Below are 16796 nucleotides of genomic sequence, written 5' to 3'. Positions count from 1 at the left end.
GCCCGCTCCCACATTTTGATTGTGCTGTTTTCAGGTTTTTGGCTGCAACAACAGCGCCACCAACGCACTCCACCCTGTCTGATGCGAAGCTCCCAACCCCCGCCCGGTCTCGCCATGAAAATACTCATGGAACAACACCAGGTCGCGGCTCGCCGGGTCCGCCTCCAACTGTGCATACCCCACCATCGACGGCCTTGAACCGTTCTCATCCCTCAGAAACAAACGCGTCAACCGCTGACTGAGCCCATCGGCAACCTCCTCCAGCGACGCCAGATACCCACTCCCCGCCGGATACTCCACCGAGAAATTATCCGCGTAGTACCGATGAAACTCCCGCAGCGACTCAATCAGCATGTAATTGACCGGCATCCACAAGGGCCCACGCCAGTTGGAGTTACCCCCATACAACCGCGAATCCGACTCTGCCGGCTCATAACGGGCACACAGCGTATTGCCATTCATCTTCAGCGCCAGCGGCTCTTCGGCAAACGCTTTCGACAGCGACCGCACACCAAACGTCGAGAGAAACTCAGACTCATCCAGCATGCGCCGCAGCAAATCCTTGGTTCGCTCACCCCGCAACAACGCCAGCAACAGCCGATTCCCCTGCCCCGGCTCGTTCCAGCGCGACACCAACTTGGCCAGGTCCGGCCGATGCTTCATAAACCCCAGCAACCGCTCGCGCAGCCCCTCCAGCCCTTCATGCTCGCGCTGCTCCAGCACCAGCACCGCAAACAGCGGCATCAGGCCGACGATAGAACGCAGCCGCACCGGCTCACTTTCACCGCCCGGACGATGCAGCACGTCATAGAAAAACTGATCCTGCTCATCCCATAAGCCTTCGGCGCCATCGTCAACGCGGTTGATCGCCCCGGCGATATACAGGAAGTGCTCAAAGAACTTCACCGCGATATCCACATACACCACGTTGCGTTTGGCCAATTCCAGGCCGATACGCATCAGGTCCAGCGCGTACGCCGCAACCCACGCTGTGCCGTCCGCCTGGTCCAACTGATAACCCGGCGGCAAATCAGCCGAGCGATCAAACAGCGCAATGTTGTCCAGCCCGAGAAACCCACCCTGGAACAGGTTGCGGCCCTCGGCGTCCTTGCGGTTGACCCACCAGGAAAAATTCAGCAGCAGCTTGTGGAAGATCCGCTCCAGGAAATCCATGTCGCCCACGCCATTCAGCGCCTTGTCCTGCTGATACACCCGCCAACTGGCCCAGGCATGCACCGGCGGGTTGGCGTCGTCGAAACGCCACTCGTAGGCCGGCAACTGACCGTTGGGGTGCATGAAGCGGTCTTTCACCAACAGCAACAGTTGCTGCTTGGCATAACCGGGGTCGATCAGGGCAACGGCCACCGCCTGGAACCCCTGGTCCCAGGAGGCATACCACGGATATTCCCAGGTGTCGGGCATCGAGAGAATGTCGAAATTCGACAAGTGCCGCCAATGGGTATTGCGGATATGCAAACGCTCGGGCGGCGGCGCGGGCTGGGCCGGGTCGCCGTCGAGCCATTGATTCACGTCGAAGTAGTACAGCTGCTTGGACCACAGCAACCCGGCCAGGGCCTGGCGCTGCACATTGCGTGCGTCTTCATCGGCGATGCCCTGCTGCAGCGCCGCGTAGAAATCATCAGTCTCCTGACGGCGTTCTTCGAACAGCTTGCGCGCATTGATCCACGGCGCCTCCGCCGGGGCGAAGCGCAGGTACAGGGTTTTGCTTTCCTGGCCCGCCAGTTCCAGGATGAAACGCGCGGCCACTTTCGTGCCCGAATCCCGGCGAATCGCCGATTCCAGGCCCGTGGTCACATAGTCGTTGATCCCGTCCTTGAACGGCCCCGGCGCCGGTTGCCCGTCCAGCCTGGGGTAGTTGGTTTCGTTCTCGCAGAACAGCCATTCCACCCCGTCCTGGCCCCAGGCACTGAGGTGGCGATCGAACAGCTCATGGTGCCGCGCCACCACCTGTTCGCCCTCCAGGCGCAATTCAGGCTTGGGGGCATCGTGGGTCCAACTCCAGTCGTTGCGCGCCCACAGGTGCGGCAACACCTGCAGGCGTGTGGGTTGGTCTGAACGGTTGTGCACGGTAATGCGCATGAACACATCATCGGGCTGGTGCTTGGCGTATTCGACGGTGACATCGCAATAGCGGTTGTCTTCGAAAACCCCGGTATCGAGGATCTCGTATTCGGCATCTCCAAGGCCACGGCGGGCGTTCTCGGTGATCAGGTCATCGTAGGGAAAGGCCGCGTGAGGGTATTTGTAGAGCGTGCGCATGTAGGCATGGCTCGGCACGCCATCGACGAAAAAGTACAATTCCTTGACGTCTTCGCCGTGGTTGCCCTCGGCGTTGTTCAGGCCGAACAGGCGTTCCTTGATAATCGCGTCGCGCTCGTTCCACAGCGCCAGGCCCAGGCACCAGCGCTGGGCCTTGTCGCTGAAGCCCGCCAGGCCATCCTCGCCCCAGCGGTAGGCGCGGCTGCGGGCATGTTCGTGGGGGAAGTAGCGCCAGGCATCGCCGTCGGCGCTGTAGTCTTCGCGCACCGTGCCCCATTGCCGCTCGCTCAGGTAGGGGCCCCAGTCACGCCAGCGCTCGCCGTCAGGCTTGGCCAGGCGCTGGCCTTCAATCGTTTCCAGAATGTTCGTCGCAGGCTGTGCCGTCATCGAGTCTTCCGTCGCGTTCAGAGGTGACGGCCAGTGTAGAGCCCTTCGACGGTGAGATGCACGTGAAGCTGACGTCATCCAGCTCATTCATTTGCAGAATGAAGTCCAGAGGAATCTTCGTTTGCAAGGCGCCGGCAGGCCCAACAAAATCAGGCATCCGTGCTTTTCCTCTCTATAGCCGCCAGGAATTTTTCTATGCCCACCGTCAGCCCTGACGAGATTCGCAAAGGCTTCTCCAAAGCCATGTCCGATATGTACCGCGATGAAGTGCCGCTGTACGGAGCGTTGATGGAACTGGTGGCCGAGACCAATGCCCACGTGCTCGACACCGACGCGGGGCTGGCTCATCAACTGCAACGCACCGGGGAAATCCAGCGCCTGGACAGGGAGCGCCACGGCGCCATCCGCCTGGGCACCGCTGAAGAACTGGCGACCATCAGCCGCCTGTTTGCGGTGATGGGCATGCAGCCGGTGGGCTATTACGACCTCACGCCGGCCGGGGTACCGGTGCACTCCACCGCCTTTCGCGCCGTGCATGAAAGCGCCCTGCAAACCAGCCCGTTCCGAGTGTTCACTTCGCTGCTGCGCCTGGAACTGATCGAAAACCCGGAACTGCGGGCCTTCGCCCAGTCAGCCCTGGCCAAGCGTTCGATCTTCACCCCACGCGCCCTTGAGCTGATCCAACAAGCCGAAGCCGACGGCGGCCTCGATGCCGCCCATGCCGAAGAGTTTATCCAGCAAGCCCTGGAAACCTTCCGCTGGCACCACACCGCCACCGTCACTGCCGCGCAATACCAGCAACTGAGCGACCAGCACCGGCTGATCGCCGACGTGGTCGCCTTCAAGGGCCCGCACATCAACCACCTGACACCGCGCACCCTGGACATTGACCAGGTGCAGGCCGCAATGCCCGGCAAAGGCATCACCCCCAAGGCGGTGATCGAAGGCCCGCCCCGCCGCCAGTGCCCGATACTGCTGCGCCAGACCAGCTTCAAGGCCCTCGACGAGGCAATCGCCTTTACCGATGCCAAGGGCAGCCACAGCGCGCGCTTCGGCGAAATCGAACAACGTGGCGTGGCGCTGACGCCCAAGGGTCGCGCGCTGTACGACCAACTGCTGAATGCTGCACGGGATGAATTGGGCGCGTTTCCGAATGAGGCCAATGCCGGGCGCTACACCGAATTGATGGAGCAACACTTCCAGGCGTTCCCCGACAATCACCGCGAGATGCGCGAACAGGAGCTGGCGTACTTCCGCTACTTCGTAACCGAGAAAGGCTTGGCCGCCCAGGACAAAGTTAAAACCCTGGACGAACTGATCGCCGCCGGCCACGTGGACGTGGAGCCGTTGGTGTACGAAGATTTTCTGCCGGTGAGTGCGGCGGGGATTTTCCAGTCGAACCTGGGGGATGCGGCGCAGAGTCACTACGCGGCCAACTCCAACCAGGCCGAGTTTGAAAAGGCCCTGGGTCGCCAGACTATCGACGAGTTGAAGTTGTACGGTGAAACCCAGCAGCGCTCGATTGACGAATGCAAGCGCGCGCTGCTGGCTTGAAAGAGAGAGTTCGCCCGGCCACAGCGCATTCCATGCGCCGTCTAAGAGCCCCAGTGCCGGGCGAACGGTTGGCATGATAGGCAGCGGCGGTGCTGCTGTCTTTCGGGCAATTCTGAACAAATCTTCTACTTGGCCGTCGCTTTCTCCAGTTGCTCGACGATCTTGTCTTTGATCAACAGGCGTTTCTTCTTCAGCTTCTCCAGCTCCTCGTCACCGCCGCTTGAGGACTCAAGCTCCAGCACCTCCTTGTCGGCGCTGTCGTATTGGTGGAGCAGCGAATCCAATCGGTTATCGCTCGCCCTGCGTTCATGAATAGCTTCCTTGCTCAAACCCAGGTCCTGATACAGGTCGTGTTTCACTGGCATGGAGTACCTCCGCAAGTTGATCATTGACTGAATGCCCCTTGAAGCTAGCCCATCCGGCGGGCTCTTGTCATGTTTGAGATCAACCTGTCGCGTTTGCGTCCCCGTTCGTCGCGGGGCAGACGATTTCATAAAACCTTTGGCGCACGCTGCCCTCCACTGTAGATCGTCACCCGATGGAGAACAGGTTCCATGAATCACGCTGCCAACGCTGTCGACACCCAGTGCATCAACACCCTTCGTACCCTCGCCATGGACGCTGTGCAGAAGGCCAACTCCGGCCACCCCGGCACGCCCATGGGCCTGGCGCCCGTCGGTTACACCTTGTGGAGCCGCTTCCTGCGCTATCACCCCGAGCACCCCGACTGGCCCAACCGTGACCGTTTCGTATTGTCGGTGGGCCATGCCTCGATGCTGTTGTATTCGCTGTTGCACCTGGCGGGCGTGGTGGAGATTGACGCCCACGGCAAGCGCTCCGGCCAGCCGGCCATCAGCCTGGATGACATCAAGCAGTTCCGGCAGATGAGCTCCAAAACCCCCGGCCACCCCGAATACCGCATGACTACCGGTGTGGAAACCACCACCGGCCCCCTCGGCCAGGGGTGCGCCAACAGCGTCGGCATGGCCATGGCCGAGCGTTGGCTGGCCAAGCGTTTCAACCGTGACGACCAGGTGCTGTTCGACTACAACGTCTACACCCTGTGCGGCGACGGCGACATGATGGAAGGCATCAGCAGCGAAGCCGCGTCCATCGCCGGGCACTTGAAGCTGGAGAACCTGTGCTGGATCTACGACAACAACACCATCAGCATCGAAGGCCACACTGAACTGGCCTTCAGCGAAGACGTGATCAAGCGTTTCCAGGCCTATGGCTGGCACACCTTGCACGTCACCGATGCAAACAACCTGCTGGCTTTGAGCGACGCGCTTAGCACCTTCCAGAAAAACACTGGGGCACCGACGCTGATCGTGGTCGACAGCGTGATTGGCTATGGCTCGCCCCACAAGCACAACACCGCGTCGGCCCATGGCGAGCCTTTGGGCGATGAAGAAATCCGCCTGACCAAAGCCGCGTACGGCTGGCCCGAAGACTCAAGCTTCCTGGTGCCGGATGAAGCGCGCACGGTCCTGCGGGATGCACTGCTCAAGCGCAGCAAGCCGCTGTATGAGCAATGGACTGAGACCCTGTCCCACCTCGAACAGTACGAACCCGAACTGGCCGATGAACTGCGCCGCATGCGTGCCGGCGAGATGCCCGAGCATTGGCAGGAGCAACTGCCGAGCTTTGCCACTGATGCCAAAGGCGTCGCCAGCCGTGCCGCCGGGGGCGAGGTGTTGAATGCGTTTGCCAAGCAGATCCCGTGGCTGCTGGGGGGCTCGGCCGACTTGTCGCCGTCCACCAAGACCAACCTGACGTTCGACGACGCCGGGCGCTTCAGCGCCGAGAACTACGGCGGGCGCAACCTGCACTTCGGTATTCGTGAACATGCCATGGGCGCGATTGCCAACGGCATGGCGCTGTCGTACCTGCGGCCCTACACCTCGACCTTCCTGGTGTTCAGCGATTACATGAAGCCGCCGATTCGCCTCGCGGCAATCATGGAGCTGCCGGTGGTGTTCGTGTTTACCCATGACTCGATTGGTGTCGGCGAAGACGGCCCCACTCACCAGCCCATCGAACACCTGACCCAACTGCGGGCCACCCCGGGTTTGCTGACCCTGCGCCCGGGCGACGCGAATGAAACCCTGGAAGCCTGGAAGATCGCCCTGGCCCAGACCCATCGGCCGACCTGCGTGGTGCTATCGCGGCAGAACCTGCCGACCCTGGACCGCACGAAATACGCAGCGGCGACGGGTACATCCCGTGGTGCTTATGTGCTGGCCGGCGCCGATAAGCCCCAGGTGATCCTGATGGCCACCGGCAGTGAAGTCAGCCTGGCGGTGGAAGCCTATGAGCAACTGAAGACTGAAGGCGTGGCGGCGCAAGTGGTGTCGATGCCGAGCTGGGAACTGTTCGAAGAACAGGACCAGGCCTACCGCGACAGCGTGCTGCCACCCGCAGTGAAGGCACGACTGGTGGTGGAACAGGCCGGCCCGTTGGGTTGGGATCGCTACGTGGGGCAAACCGGGGCCAAGGTGGTGATGAACAGCTTTGGCGCCTCGGCACCGCTGTCCAAGTTGCAGGCCAAGTTCGGCTTTACCCTGGACAATGTGGTGAAGCTGGCGAAGGAGCAAGTCAGGCTCAACAGCTGACCCAGTGCACGCATGCCGGGCGTGGCCTACCGAGGGAAACCTCGGTGCCACGCCCTGCTGCTCATTTCCCGCCGGTGACGTCCAGGAACGTACCGGTGATGAAGGACGCCTCGGCGCCTGCCAGCCACAGGATCGCCCGAGCCACTTCTTCAGGCTGACCGCCGCGGCCCATGGGGATCGAATCCTTTACGCGATCAACCCGCCCTGGCTCCCCGCCACTGGCGTGAATGTCGGTGTAGATATGCCCCGGGCGGATGCAGTTGACGCGTATTCCCTCCCTGGCCACTTCCTTGGCAAACCCGATGGTGAAGGTCTCGAGAGCCCCCTTTGATGCGGCGTAGTCGACATATTCGTTGGGGCTGCCCAGCCGGGCGGATGCCGACGAGATATTGATCACGGCACCACCCCGCCCCTGGTGACGAAACGACATGCGCTTCACCGCTTGCTGGGCACACAGCATCGGCCCGATCGCGTTGACCGCGAAAATCCGCTGCATCCGCTCGAACGGCAAGTCTTCGACCCGGGACTGCAATGCGTTGATCCCGGCGTTGTTAACCAGCACATCGATGCGCCCGAACGCCCGATCTATCGCCGCAAATAACTGGACGACCTGCTCCGGGTCTGCGCTGTCCGCGCGTACGGCCAACGCCCGGCGCCCTGCCGCTTCTACATCCGCCACCACCGCGAGGGCGGCAGACTCATCGGAAACGAAGCTGATCGCCACGTCATAACCTTGTGCGGCGGCCAGCCGCGCGGTGGCGGCGCCAACGCCACGACTTCCACCTGTTATCAGAATCAGCGGTGCCTGCGGGACGGTATCCATTGCGCGAACCTTCATGTGGTGGTGGAAAATGCTTTGCCTGCTGTCAGCCGATCAGGATGGTGCCGGTGGCAATCACCACGCACGCCAGCACCTTGCGGACCGTCAGTGTCTCGCCCAGGAAGAAATAGCCGATCAGTGCCGCAAACAGCACGCTGGTCTCGCGCAAGGCCGAGACCGCGCCCATGGGCGCACCGGCCATGGCATAGATAATGATTCCGTAGGCCAGGAGCGACACCAGCCCACCGGCGAAGGCCGTGAAAAACCCGGGCCGCAGGCTGAACAGACTTTTCGGGCCCCGCAGGCCGATATACACCGCCGGCATCAACACGCCCCACAAGGCGCACATCCATACCGTGTAGGCCATCGGCGCACCCGACAGGCGCGCGCCGATGCCGTCTGTCACGCTGTAGGCGGCAATGAAACAGCCGGTGCCCAGGGCGTATGGCAGGCTGGGAACGGCGAGCCGGCGCCCCCTGAACGCCAGGGAAATGATGCCGCCCGACACCAGGGCAATGCCCAGAAGCGAGCTGGCCGAGACACTCTCCCCGGCAAACACGGCGGCACCCAAAGTGATCAGCACCGGCGAGGAGCCCCGTGAAATCGGGTAGGTCTGCCCCAGGTCTCCGACTTTGTAGCTGCGCACCAGGAACAGGTTGTAGCCCACGTGCAGCACCGCTGACAGCACCACATAAAACCAGCTGGCTGGCGCCGGAGGGTCCAGGAACACCGCAACGCCGCCACTGGCGATAGCGACCGCCAGGCACATCACCGTCATCGACCAGAGCCGGTCGGCGCCGCCACGCAGCAGCGCATTCCAACTGGCGTGCAGTAAGGCAGCGAAGAGGACCAGGAGAATAATGGGATAAGGCATGCGCCCATCCTAAGCAAACCGGCGCCTTAACTGAAGCGAAGTCTGCTCATTGAAGAATGAGCAAATCCTCATGCTTTATTCGTAAGCCAGTCCGGCGTTTACGGCTTCCTGCATCAGCCAATCACGAAAGCTGACGATATGCGGCTGGGACTCGATGCCTTTGGGGCAGACAAAGTAATAAGCGACCGGTGACGGGAACGGCACATCGAACAGCCTCACCAGGCTGCCATCGCTCAGCTCTGACTCCACATGCCCACTGCGCGCCAATGCAATGCCCTGGCCGAGCAAAGCCGCCTCGATCGTCATGTTGGTGTCCGCAAACCTGACACTTTCCTTGAGCGGCGCAATCGCCAGCCCTACGTGCTGGAACCAGACTTCCCACTTCGGCACCAGGTCGGCGCCGTCGCGCATCAGCAAGGGATAGCGCAGCAATTCGGCGGGTGTGTGTGGCCGGCCAAAGCGTTTCAACAGATCGGGACTGGCCACCGGAAAAATCTGCTCGCGGAACAGGAACTCCGAATACAGCGCCGGGTAATTCCCGTTGCCCAGGCGGATCGCAACATCAGCCTCCGCGCTTGAAAAGTTGATGATCTTGTCGCTGGAGTCCAGGGTGACCAATATTTCAGGGTGCCGTTGGGCCAGGCTCGGCAATCGGGGCAGCAGCCATTTCAGCGCGAAGGAATAGGTGGTACTGACCTTGAGCCGGACCCTGCCCTTTTGCTCGCGCAGGTCCGCGAGTGTCGCCTCAAGGTTCATGAAAAACTCGCGCACGATCGGCGCAAGGGCTGCTCCGGCAGGCGTCAGGCTGAGTGACTTGCCCCGCTGGAACAACTGCAACCCCCAGAGTTCTTCAAGGTGCTTGAGCTGATGGCTGACGGCACTCTGGGTGACATGCAACTCTTCTGAAGCCGAGGTGAAGGTTGCGTGGCGTGTGGCAACCTCAAAGGCGCGCAATGTCGAGGTGGGTGGCAGGTCTCTCATGGCATTGCTTCACCGCTTATGAATAGATGCTCATGATAGAACATCTATCCATTGCGCTGTAGGCCGCCCCTCAACCCAGCTGGAACCGCGCCGTGTTGTCGCTCAACGCCCGGCTGCCCTTGCTCAACCTATCCGCCGCCTGGTTCACCGCCCGCGCGCCGTCGAGCAAGCGCCCGGCGGCCTGGTCAACCTGCTGGATATTGCCGCTCACTTCATCCGCCGTCGCTGCCTGTTCCTCAACCGCCGTGGCGATCTGCGCCAGGGTGTCAGTGACGCTCTGCACCGCGCTGGCGATCTCCCCCAGGCGATGGCCCAGGCCCGTGACGGACTCGGCATCGGTCACCGCCTGCTCACAGGCCACGCCCATCAGGGTGACCGCCTGGCTCACCGTCGCGCGCAAACTGTCCACCGTGCCGGCGATCTGCGCCGTGGAGGCCTGGGTCCGTTGCGAGAGGCTGCGCACCTCATCGGCCACCACCGCAAAACCCCGCCCCTGTTCACCAGCCCGCGCAGCCTCGATGGCAGCGTTCAGCGCCAGCAGGTTGGTCTGCTCGGCGATACCCCGAATGGTGTCAACCACCGACTGGATCTGCTGGCCCTGCTGGCTGACGCGCTCCAATGCATCGGAGGTGTCGGTCAAGCGCTGGTTGAGTTGCTGGATACTCGCGGTGGTGCGCTGGCTGTCGCGGCTGCTGTCTTCGGCAATCTGCCGGGTTTTCTGCGCGCTGCCGGAGGCCTGCTCGCAGCTCTTGGCGACGCCCATGGAGGTCGCGGCCAACTGTGTGGCGGCCGCTGCAATCTGGCTGATCTGCTGTTGCTGGTCTTCCACTTCGGTCAGCGTGCTGCCCGATTGCGAATTGAGTGTCAGCACCGCAGAGCCCAACTGCTGCGTCTCGTGATTGACCCCCAGCAGGCTGGTGCGCAACTGCACCACCGCCACGTTGAGCGCCGTGCTGATGGCCGCCAGTTCATCGCGCCCTTCCACCGCCACTTCAACGCACAGATTACCGTCGCGCAGGGATTCGGCCAGGGTGGTGATGCCGCTGGCACTCCGGCGAATCGATGCCTGCAAGCACACGAACAGGTACAGGGCTGCCAGCGCCAGCACGCTGAACGTCACCGCCACCGGGATGAATTGCTTGAGCGAGCTGTCGCGGTAGTAACCCAGGCGCGCGTCCAGCGAGGTCAGCGACTGTTTACGCAACGCGCCGAGGGTACCGAGCATGCCATCCACACTGCGTTCGAAGCCGGTGGTATCGAGCTTGATGGTGCCGCCGAACACGCCTTCGTCCAGGGTCTTCAGCTCGTTGTCCAGCAGTTGCAAGCTGTCGTCGTATTGCGCGATCCAGGTTTGCAGCCCCGGGTATTGCTTGGCCTTGAGGGATGCGGCGGCCTTGACCAACTGGTCCCTTGCATCGCCGATGCGACCGCGCAAATCACGCATCTGCAAACGGCTTTGCAGGGTGAACTGCCCCGATGCGATGGATGACTGCCCGACGCTCGCCATACGCCCGATACGCTCGATCAGGTCGGGGGTTTGCTGGGTGGAAATCTGCATCAGCAAATAGGTTTCAAGCCACGGATCGAGGATCAACCCGGTGTCCATGGTGATCTGTTCGCGCAGGGTTTGCATCGCGCTCAGCGCAGACGTGAAGCGGTCATAACCATCCGGCCACCAGCCCACGGTGCGCAGGGATTGGGAATCCATGCCCGTGACCGAGGCTTGCAATGCCTCAAAACGTGCAAGGGTATCCGGGCGGGCGTTCTGGGCTTTGAGGGCCTCGCCCAGGGCCAGCACGCTTTGCAGGATCAGCGGGAAATTGGTATCGACCGCAGTCATGGCCGCCTTGGCCGCGGGTGTCTGGTCGTGGAGGATGTCGGCAGCTTTCCAGCGCGCCGCCAGGTTGCGCTGGGCGGTCAGTTGGGCGTCCAGGGCATCCAGCGCCAACAGTTCGCGTACCCCGGATTGCTCATTGGAAATCACCGTCAGCTTGGTGCGGTACTCCTGCGCGATCATCCACAGGCTGCCCGCCAGGGGCAGCATGAACAGGAAAAAAAGGATCTGGAACTTGCGCGCGAATCCAAAACGTCCGAGCAGGCGGATACCTGGCGACAACACACTTTGCATGTCCGACTACTCCTAGAACCACTCGCCTCAACAGCGAATCAAGCTTTGAAATGATTGACGGCAAAATGCCATGTCATTGATTAAGCTGGCTCTAGCAAGAAACGGACCGCTGTTGTCGGGCCCGCTGGATAGGCGGGACGTCGTGCAAAACACGCTGTGCCGTGCGCGAAAATGGGGCGAAAGCACTCAGCGCAGGTGGCAGAACGGTAACCGTCTGACCAATACCGCAAGCGTGAGGGCAGCCGACAACCTGTGGCGAGGGAGCTTGCTCCCGCTGGGCTGCGAAGCGGCCCCAAAACAGGCACTGGTGTTCCGTCAGGTCGATATCGATTGCAGGGTTCAGGGCTGCTTTGCAGCCCAGCGGGAGCAAGCTCCCTCGCCACAGGGTGAGTGCTTGCTGAATCAGGAGTGCCAATGGACGGCGCGCCCAGAATTTCGGCGGAGAGCGGGATTTACTTTCTGGGTTTGCCGAACCTGGTGAACCGCGCGTTTTCGTTTATCTATGGGGTTTGGCACGATGCGACGTACGTGGCGGATCACATTGTTTTGCAGAACGAATACATGGCTTACCGCAAGCCTTGATGTACTGGCGCCTCCCCGGCAATCCCGGCAGACTGCCCGCAAAGAGATGAATCATTGCGGGGAAGTACAGAATGGATCGGCTGGCGGCTATGGAAACCTACGTCTACGTAGTAGAGACAGGTTCCTTTTCTGCGGCTGCCAGGCGTCTGGACGTCGGGCAACCGGCTATTTCAAAAACCATCGCGCAACTTGAAGAGCACCTGGGTGTGCGCCTGCTGATCCGCTCGACCCGCGGCTTGACGCCCACCGAGGCCGGCACGCTGTTTTTCGAGCACGCCAGGAAGGTTATCGAGGGGGCGAACGAAGCCGAACTTGCCGCCCGCGGGTCGGCTGCCGGGCTGACCGGCACCCTGCGTATTTCGGCAGCGACCACCTTCGCCCGGTTGCACATTCTTGCGCACCTTGGCGACTTCCTGGAAATGCACCCGCAGCTGGATGTTGACCTGCGCCTGGACGACCGCTCGACGAACCTGATTGAAGAAGGCATCGACGTGGCGTTGCGCATGGGCAACCTCAGCGATTCGAATCTGACCGCGAGAAAAATCGCCCAGTGCCGGCGGCTCGTGCTGGGTACACCGGCTTACTTCGAACGGTACGGCAGACCTGAGTCCCCCGCCGACCTGGCCGATCACGAAGCGGTGATCTATGCGCTGGGCGGAGGTGGTACCTCATGGTCATTCAAAAAGGACGGCAGCGAACAATCGGCCACGCTCTCTGGCCGTGTTCGTGTGAGTGCTGCCGAAGGGGTGCGTACAGCGGTGTTGTCGAACTACAGCCTCACCGTCTCGTCAGCCTGGATGTTCACACCCGAGCTGGCGAGTGGCGAGGTGGTAGCGGTGCTTCAGGACTGGGCGCTGCCGGAGCTGGACCTGTGGGCGATCTTCCCCACCGGGCGGATGGCAAGCGCCAAGGCCCGCGCCTTTGTCGACTTTGTTGAGCAGTTGATGGAAAACCGTTAACCGCGCAGCGCTGGAATCAGCTCGGACGGATCCGGGCGACGGGTGTAGTCCGGGTTGACCTCCGCATAAGTGATCACACCGTCCTGCCCGATCACGAAGCGTGCCGGCATGGGCAACACCCAGGCCGGGTTATTGTTGAAGGCCGGCAGATCGTTGCCGAAGGATTTGTACAAATCCACCAGATAGTCGGGCAACTTGAAACGCAGGCCGAATGCATCGGCCACATCGCTCAGGGTGTCGGACAGGATCGGGAAGCTCAGCTTGTTCTCACGCACCGACTTGCGGCTGTTCACGTTGTTCTGTGGGGAAATCGCCACCAGGCTCGCACCCAGCTCACGGAATGCGGGCAAGGCTTCTTCCAGCGCTTGCAGCTCCATGTTGCAGTACGGGCACCAAACGCCGCGGTAGAAGGTCATCACCAGCGGCCCCTTGGCCAACAGCTCCACGGAGGAAACAGGATTGCCGTCCGGGTCGTTGAGCTTGAATGCCGGGGCTTTGTCGCCAACCTTCAACGCGCGCTCGGCCTGGCCGCTGGCAATCAGTTCGTCGGTGGCGCGCTTCATCAGCGCGTGCACGTGGGGCGGCGCGTTATACGGTGGTTTACCGGCCACGAAGTCAGCCTTGAATGCATCGAGTTTTGCTTGAAGAGTCATGTTCAGTTCCTGGGATTGGGGACGCTTGAACGCCCGGTTTTAATCGCCAGACCAGCATTCCTTTTTGCAGGGTGCGGCAGTAGAGAGGCTAAAAGCATAGGAACTATTCTTCGGTGGAATGCGCTTGCTGTGCCAGAAGATTCCGGCAGATGTAGGGTTCCCCTCGCCTCATACGCTCATAAAAACCGCAAATCCCAACAATCCGCAGGGTGCCGCCCGGCATTTCGTCAACCCATAATGGGCTTACAACAATAAAGGGGCTCACCCCGGGGCGTGTAAGCCATGTACAGAGACCATATCGTCAAGACCCGCATGACGGACAGCGCGGTATTCATGGGCGCGGTGGCCGTGGTGATTTTCATCATCACGCTCGCCTGCGGCGTCGGTGAAGGCCGCCTCTCCCACTTGATGGGCCCCATCGTTCTCGACCTGAAGGCACCACTGGCGCGTGACATTGCAGTGGGCGGCACGCTCACCCTGACGGTGGTGCTGAACCTGTTCATCCTAGGCCGCTTTCCCTTGCGCGCGCAGATCATCACGGTCTGGTGCGAGTTGCTGGTGCTGTTCCTGTTGTTCTTCGACACCTTCAACCTTTCCTACAGTTTCATCGCGACCAAAATCGGCTTCATGATCACCCAGGGGGTGTTCACCACCGTCTACGTGTCGGCGATTTCGATTGCGATTGCGTTCGTCCTGGCGCTGCTGGGCGCCACCGCGCGCTTGTCTTCCAACGGCTTCGCGATTGCGATTGCGAGCTTCTATACCTCGTTTTTCCGCGGCGTCCCGCTGCTGATCCAGATCTATCTGATTTACTTGGGCATCCCTCAACTGGGGTATGTCGTCGGGGCGGTTCCAGCCGGGATCCTGGCGCTCTCGCTGTGTTATGGCGCCTACTTGACGGAGATCTTCCGCGCCGGTATCAGCAGCATCTCGCGGGGCCAGTGGGAAGCCTCGCGGGCGATTGGCCTGAACCCGTTCCAGACGATGACCCGGGTGATTCTCCCGCAGTCCATGCGCTTGATCATTCCGCCAACGGGCAACCAGTTCATCTCGATGCTCAAGGACAGTTCGCTGGTGTCGGTGATCGGCGTCTGGGAGCTGATGTTCCTGGCACGAACCCAGGGACGCGCCGAGTTCCGGCACCTGGAAATGCTGATCACCGCCGCCGTGCTGTATTGGCTGCTGTCGATCGTGCTGGAAACCGTCCAGGCCCGCCTGGAAAAGCACTTCAACCGCGCCCATCGCTGAACCAGGAGCATGACGATGAATCAGCCCTCAATAGTCCCTGCTCCATACCCTGCAATATCGATCCAGGACATGCATAAATGGTATGGCGATTTTTATGTGCTCAAGGGCATCGACCTGCACATTGCCAGCGGTGAAATCGTGGTGGTCTGCGGGCCGTCGGGCTCCGGCAAGTCCACGTTGATTCGCTGCCTGAACCTGCTGGAAGACTTCCAGAAAGGCCACGTGTTCATCGAGGGCACCGAGTTGACCCGTGATGCCGCCTGCGTGGCGGGCATAAGGCGCCAGGTCGGCATGGTGTTCCAGCAGTTCAACCTGTTCCCGCACATGACGGTGCTGGAGAACCTCATGGTGGGACCGCGTCTGGTGAGCAAGCTCAGCGAGCCCCAGGCCCGCGAACTGGCCTATGAATACCTGGATCGGGTGCGCATCGGGAACCAGGCCGACAAATACCCCAGCCAGCTCTCGGGCGGCCAGCAGCAGCGCGTCGCCATTGCCCGGGCCTTGTGCATGCGCCCGCGCATCATGCTGTTCGACGAGCCCACGTCGGCCCTTGACCCCGAGATGGTCAAGGAAGTGCTGGACGTGATGGGCGAACTGGCCCAGGACGGCATCACCATGGTCTGCGTCACCCACGAGATGGGATTCGCCCGGCGGGTGGCCGACCGGATCATCTTCATGGACCAGGGCTGCATCATCGAGCAAGCCAAACCCACCGAGTTTTTTGACAACCCGCAGCACGAGCGTGCCCGGGAATTCCTGTCGCAGATTCTCAGCCACTGAGCAGCACCGTCGAACCTTGCGAAGTCACCGATAAAAACAACAGGCACCGCACTCAAGATACTGGAGGCTTACCCATGATCTCGTTCACTCGCTTCTTCACCGCAGCCGCTGTCGCCACCGCCCTCACCAGCCTCACAGGCGCGGCCTGGGCGGGCTCGACCCTCGACCGCATCCATGAAACCAAGGTGATCAAGGTGGCCACCTCGGCCAACTGGCCACCGCAATCGTTCCTGGGCCCGGACAATAAGCTGCAAGGCTTCGATATCGACGTCGCCAGCGAAATCGGCAAACGCCTGGGCAGCAAAGTCGACTTCGTGACGCCCGAATACGGGATCATCACCGCCGGGCGCTGGTCGAGCCGCTGGGACCTGTCGGTCGGCTCCATGACCCCGACCACCGAGCGCACCCGGGTGCTCGACTTCCCCGCGATCTACTACTACACGCCGTATGTATTCGCGGTGCACAAGGACGCGGCCGAGACCAAAGTGGCGGACCTGAACGGCAAGATCATCGGCGTCGAAGCCGGTACGACTTCGGAGGACTATATCAACCGCCGCCTGAAGATCGACGCCGCCGATGTGCCGCCGTTCACTTACGAAGTCACCCCCGGCGAAGTTCGCACGTACGGCGACAGCATGGGCCCGCTGGATGACCTGCGCATGGGAGACGGGGTGCGGCTGAACGCAACCCTGTCCGCCCTGCCCACCATCGTCGCCGCCGTCAAGAATGGCTACCCCATCGTCAGGGTGGAAGGCAAACCCGCCTACTACGAACCCCTGGCCATCGCCGTGGACAAGGGCGATGAGGCGTTCAACAGCGCGCTGACCAAGATCGTCGCCGACATGAAAGCCGACGGCACGCTCAAGCAATTGTCAGAGAAATGGTACGGCGCCGACCTTACCCAGGTGCAGTAAAAAACCCCACAGGCCGTACAG

At 61.6% G+C, this 16796-nt stretch carries 14 protein-coding genes and 1 pseudogene; 7 read left to right on the top strand and 8 right to left on the bottom strand.

From position 1 onward, the window contains the following. Window positions 1–30: 30 nt before the first annotated feature. The gene (locus HX817_RS04240) at window positions 31–2667 is read right to left on the bottom strand and encodes a glucosidase (protein ID WP_177039843.1); all 2637 of its coding nucleotides are present in this window, start codon (window positions 2665–2667) and stop codon (window positions 31–33) included. Next, on the bottom strand, window positions 2627–2824 hold the full coding sequence (locus HX817_RS04235; RefSeq protein ID WP_177022110.1) for a hypothetical protein: 198 nt from the start codon (window positions 2822–2824) through the stop codon (window positions 2627–2629). Before HX817_RS04235 ends, HX817_RS04240 begins: the two co-directional genes overlap by 41 nt. Before the next feature lie 38 nt (window positions 2825–2862). Here HX817_RS04235 and HX817_RS04230 point away from each other — a divergent pair, with 38 nt between their 5' ends. Further along, the gene (locus tag HX817_RS04230; protein WP_177039842.1) at window positions 2863–4221 is read left to right on the top strand and encodes a VOC family protein; all 1359 of its coding nucleotides are present in this window, start codon (window positions 2863–2865) and stop codon (window positions 4219–4221) included. A 125-nt stretch (window positions 4222–4346) separates the two neighbouring features. Here the strand turns inward: HX817_RS04230 and HX817_RS04225 are convergent, their stop codons facing one another. Then, a complete protein-coding gene (locus HX817_RS04225; protein WP_003215657.1) occupies window positions 4347–4586 on the bottom strand; it encodes a DUF465 domain-containing protein in 240 nt (79 codons plus the stop codon). 189 nt (window positions 4587–4775) lie between these two features. Here HX817_RS04225 and tkt point away from each other — a divergent pair, with 189 nt between their 5' ends. Next, window positions 4776–6836 (top strand): transketolase, encoded by a 2061-nt coding sequence (tkt, locus tag HX817_RS04220; protein WP_177039841.1) that lies wholly within the window; start codon window positions 4776–4778, stop codon window positions 6834–6836. 61 nt (window positions 6837–6897) lie between these two features. Here the strand turns inward: tkt and HX817_RS04215 are convergent, their stop codons facing one another. From HX817_RS04215 to HX817_RS04200, 4 genes are all read right to left on the bottom strand, one after another. Further along, entirely contained in the window at window positions 6898–7659 is a 762-nt protein-coding gene (locus tag HX817_RS04215; RefSeq protein WP_102368785.1) for an SDR family oxidoreductase, read from the bottom strand. Between the two features lie 43 nt (window positions 7660–7702). Then, window positions 7703–8530: a DMT family transporter gene (locus HX817_RS04210; protein ID WP_008434678.1), complete on the bottom strand. Its 828-nt coding sequence runs from the start codon at window positions 8528–8530 to the stop codon at window positions 7703–7705. Between the two features lie 75 nt (window positions 8531–8605). Beyond that, complete coding sequence (gene gcvA / locus HX817_RS04205; protein WP_087693730.1) at window positions 8606–9511, bottom strand: transcriptional regulator GcvA; 906 nt, start codon at window positions 9509–9511, stop codon at window positions 8606–8608. Between the two features lie 70 nt (window positions 9512–9581). After that, on the bottom strand, window positions 9582–11639 hold the full coding sequence (locus HX817_RS04200) for a methyl-accepting chemotaxis protein (RefSeq protein WP_177039840.1): 2058 nt from the start codon (window positions 11637–11639) through the stop codon (window positions 9582–9584). Between the two features lie 432 nt (window positions 11640–12071). On the opposite strand from HX817_RS04200, the pseudogene HX817_RS04195 reads away from it, so the two are divergent. Next, window positions 12072–12221 (top strand): annotated as a pseudogene (locus HX817_RS04195) (FAD-dependent oxidoreductase); the annotation flags it as partial. A gap of 71 nt (window positions 12222–12292) precedes the next feature. Next, complete coding sequence (locus HX817_RS04190) at window positions 12293–13180, top strand: LysR family transcriptional regulator (RefSeq protein ID WP_177039839.1); 888 nt, start codon at window positions 12293–12295, stop codon at window positions 13178–13180. Here HX817_RS04190 and HX817_RS04185 read toward each other — a convergent pair. Further along, complete coding sequence (locus HX817_RS04185; protein ID WP_177039838.1) at window positions 13177–13833, bottom strand: peroxiredoxin-like family protein; 657 nt, start codon at window positions 13831–13833, stop codon at window positions 13177–13179. The two genes, HX817_RS04190 and HX817_RS04185, sit on opposite strands and share 4 nt — an antisense overlap. 282 nt (window positions 13834–14115) lie before the next feature. Between HX817_RS04185 and HX817_RS04180 the strand changes: the two genes are divergently transcribed. From HX817_RS04180 to HX817_RS04170, 3 genes are all read left to right on the top strand, one after another. Next, window positions 14116–15081 (top strand): amino acid ABC transporter permease, encoded by a 966-nt coding sequence (locus HX817_RS04180; RefSeq protein ID WP_177039837.1) that lies wholly within the window; start codon window positions 14116–14118, stop codon window positions 15079–15081. A gap of 15 nt (window positions 15082–15096) precedes the next feature. Continuing rightward, entirely contained in the window at window positions 15097–15861 is a 765-nt protein-coding gene (locus tag HX817_RS04175) for an amino acid ABC transporter ATP-binding protein (RefSeq protein WP_023658742.1), read from the top strand. 74 nt (window positions 15862–15935) lie between these two features. Next, the gene (locus HX817_RS04170; RefSeq protein WP_003215621.1) at window positions 15936–16775 is read left to right on the top strand and encodes a transporter substrate-binding domain-containing protein; all 840 of its coding nucleotides are present in this window, start codon (window positions 15936–15938) and stop codon (window positions 16773–16775) included. Window positions 16776–16796 lie beyond the last annotated feature (21 nt).

The sequence above is a fragment of the Pseudomonas sp. C6002 genome (assembly GCF_013385805.1).
Classification (GTDB): Bacteria; Pseudomonadota; Gammaproteobacteria; order Pseudomonadales; family Pseudomonadaceae; genus Aquipseudomonas.
Note: the sequence above shows the minus strand (reverse complement) of the source record. Positions and strands in the feature narration are given on the sequence as shown.

Coding starts and splice junctions, on each gene's coding strand:
- HX817_RS04240 (WP_177039843.1), bottom strand. CDS start 2,667: ATGACGGCACAGCCTGCGACGAACATTCTGGAAACGATTGAAGGCCAG.
- HX817_RS04235 (WP_177022110.1), bottom strand. CDS start 2,824: ATGCCTGATTTTGTTGGGCCTGCCGGCGCCTTGCAAACGAAGATTCCT.
- HX817_RS04230 (WP_177039842.1), top strand. CDS start 2,863: ATGCCCACCGTCAGCCCTGACGAGATTCGCAAAGGCTTCTCCAAAGCC.
- HX817_RS04225 (WP_003215657.1), bottom strand. CDS start 4,586: ATGCCAGTGAAACACGACCTGTATCAGGACCTGGGTTTGAGCAAGGAA.
- tkt (WP_177039841.1), top strand. CDS start 4,776: ATGAATCACGCTGCCAACGCTGTCGACACCCAGTGCATCAACACCCTT.
- HX817_RS04215 (WP_102368785.1), bottom strand. CDS start 7,659: ATGGATACCGTCCCGCAGGCACCGCTGATTCTGATAACAGGTGGAAGT.
- HX817_RS04210 (WP_008434678.1), bottom strand. CDS start 8,530: ATGCCTTATCCCATTATTCTCCTGGTCCTCTTCGCTGCCTTACTGCAC.
- gcvA (WP_087693730.1), bottom strand. CDS start 9,511: ATGAGAGACCTGCCACCCACCTCGACATTGCGCGCCTTTGAGGTTGCC.
- HX817_RS04200 (WP_177039840.1), bottom strand. CDS start 11,639: ATGCAAAGTGTGTTGTCGCCAGGTATCCGCCTGCTCGGACGTTTTGGA.
- HX817_RS04190 (WP_177039839.1), top strand. CDS start 12,293: ATGGATCGGCTGGCGGCTATGGAAACCTACGTCTACGTAGTAGAGACA.
- HX817_RS04185 (WP_177039838.1), bottom strand. CDS start 13,833: ATGACTCTTCAAGCAAAACTCGATGCATTCAAGGCTGACTTCGTGGCC.
- HX817_RS04180 (WP_177039837.1), top strand. CDS start 14,116: ATGTACAGAGACCATATCGTCAAGACCCGCATGACGGACAGCGCGGTA.
- HX817_RS04175 (WP_023658742.1), top strand. CDS start 15,097: ATGAATCAGCCCTCAATAGTCCCTGCTCCATACCCTGCAATATCGATC.
- HX817_RS04170 (WP_003215621.1), top strand. CDS start 15,936: ATGATCTCGTTCACTCGCTTCTTCACCGCAGCCGCTGTCGCCACCGCC.